Source organism: Streptomyces alkaliphilus (assembly GCF_014141535.1).
Taxonomy (GTDB): Bacteria; Actinomycetota; Actinomycetes; order Streptomycetales; family Streptomycetaceae; genus Streptomyces; species Streptomyces alkaliphilus.
Genome location: NZ_VKHT01000860.1, coordinates 1 through 2,164, shown reverse-complemented (window position 1 = coordinate 2,164; position 2,164 = coordinate 1). Strand labels below are relative to the sequence as shown.

Genomic DNA, 2,164 nt, shown 5'->3' with positions numbered 1-2,164 from the left:
GGGCGCGGCTGACCCCGGCGGCGACGTTCTATCAGCGCCACGGCGCCCGCCGGCAACCAGGCCGAGGCGGTGCCGCTGTCGTCGCCGGAGGCGAAGAGGTGCGGGGCGAGTCGGGCCTGGATGTCGGCGGGGGTGGGCCGCTCCGTCGGGGTGTGCCGCATGCACGCCTCGATGAGAGGCCGCAGCTCCTCGGGCAATCCCTCCAGGTCGGGGCTGTCGCGCAACAACATGAAGACGGTCTCCACCGGGTTGGCGCCGTGGTAGGGCGGATGGCCGGTGCCGGCGTAGACCAGGGTGGAGGCGAGGGAGAAGATGTCGCTGGCCCCGGTCACCCCGCGCGAGTCGCGCGCCTGCTCGGGCGACATGTAGGCGGGGGTGCCGACCGCCACGTTGGTCATGGTGAGCCGGGTGGTGGAGACCCCGGAGGCGATGCCGAAGTCGATGACCCGGGGGCCGTCCTCGACGACCAGTACGTTCGACGGCTTCAGGTCGCGGTGGACCAGGCCCGCGCCGTGGATGGACTGCAGGGCCTCGGCGATGCCCGCCGCCAACCAGCGGACCGCCTGCGGCGGGAGCGGGCCGCACTCGCTGACGATCTCCTCCAGCGAGGGAGCCGGTACGTAGGCGGTGGCCAACCAGGGCACCGCCGCGCGCGGATCGGCGTCGACGACGGCGGCGGTGTAGAAGCCGCTCACCGAACGGGCGGCCTCCACCTCGCGGGTGAAACGAACCCGGAACAGCTGATCCTCGGCCAGCTCGGTGCGCACGGTCTTGATGGCGACCCGTCGACCCGAGGCCGAGCGCGCCAGGTAGACCAGACCCATGCCGCCGGAGCCCAGCCGCCCGAGCACCTCGAAGGGACCGATCCGCCTGGGATCGTGCCGCGTCAGCTGCTCCACCATGAGTCCTTTGCCACCTCCCCGTGGGGCGCCGCCCGGGTGCCCCGTGCAGCATCTCACCGCCGTCGGCCGCCGACGGTCGTCCGTGCCGATTCTTCCCGGCCGGGCCGACAACCGGGAGCGCGGGGCCGGCGCGTCGCCGGTCCGTTCCACGTCCGTGACGCGCCGTCGGACGAACGGGGCGAACACTCCTTCCCGGGAGGCCTTCCCGTTCCCCTCCCGTTTCCGTGACGCGTTCCGGGGCGGGGGCGCGGCGCCCCGACCCTTCCGGAGCGGAAGAGGCGCCCGGCGCGTTCCCGGAAGGGGATACGTGCCGGTGGGGTGCGTCGGTTCCCCGACCGGGGGACGGCCGGAGGGTTCATGCTAAGTCCCGGGGGCTCCGCGTCGACGGCGAGTCCTCCGCCACGGAGTGTTCACCGGGGCGTCTCCGGGGGCCGGTCCGCGGATCGGGGCACCGACGGGAGGCGGGGGGAGCCGGGTGACGGCGCGTGGCCCTTCCCCGGGGGCCGAAACCCCGCACCATGGATCCGCCCCGTTTGGAAGCGGACAAATGGCGCGAAAACCTCCCGTCGATAAGCTGACGGCATGACAGGACAGGTAACGACCGTGGATGGCCGGATCGCCGGTCGGCGCGGTCAGGCAACCCGACAGAAACTGCTCGACTGCCTCGGGAAAATGCTCGCCTCTTCACCCTATCGTGATGTCCGGGTGATCGATGTCGCCCGGAAGGCGGGCACTTCCCCGGCCACCTTCTACCAGTACTTTCCCGACATCGAGGCCGCCGTCCTCGAACTCGCCGGTGACACCCTGCGGGACAGCGACGAACTGACGGGCCTGGTGGAGAACCGCGCCTGGACCGGACGTGCCGGCCGGGAGGCCGCCGAGGAGTTGGTCGACGGCTTCCTCGCCTTCCGCCGTCGCCACGAGGCCATCCTGCGCGTCATCGACCTGGCCGCCGCCGAGGGCGACCGACGGTTCGTGCGGATCCGCAGCAAGGTGCACGGCGCCCTGGTCCGCCCCCTGGCGGAGACGGTGGAGGCGCAGGGGTCGCGGGGACGTGCCGAGCCCGAGGCGTCGCCGACCGCCGTCGCCGCCGCCCTGGTGACCATGCTCACAGCCGTGGCGGAGCAGTCCAAGAGCCTCCAGTCCCTGGGCGCGAAGCAGAGCGACACGCGTCCGGCGCTGGCCCTGCTCGTCCATCTCGGGGTGACCGGGCGCAAACCCGGCAAGTGACCCGGCGGAGCTCCCCGGCCCTGTCACCGGGG

The 2,164-nt window shown here is 72.7% G+C and carries 2 protein-coding genes; one reads left to right on the top strand and one right to left on the bottom strand.

Annotated features, from left to right (window positions below):
- Positions 1-902: serine/threonine-protein kinase (locus tag FNQ90_RS20540; RefSeq protein ID WP_182607715.1), on the bottom strand; the 902-nt coding region annotated here is incomplete at its 3' end.
- Between the two features lie 582 nt (positions 903-1,484).
- Between FNQ90_RS20540 and FNQ90_RS20535 the strand changes: the two genes are divergently transcribed.
- Entirely contained in the window at positions 1,485-2,132 is a 648-nt protein-coding gene (locus FNQ90_RS20535; protein WP_182607714.1) for a TetR family transcriptional regulator, read from the top strand.
- The last annotated feature ends 32 nt before the right edge of the window (positions 2,133-2,164 follow it).

Excerpts from the sequence above, each read along its gene's own strand:
- FNQ90_RS20535 (WP_182607714.1), top strand. The coding sequence starts at position 1,485 with ATGACAGGACAGGTAACGACCGTGGATGGCCGGATCGCCGGTCGGCGC.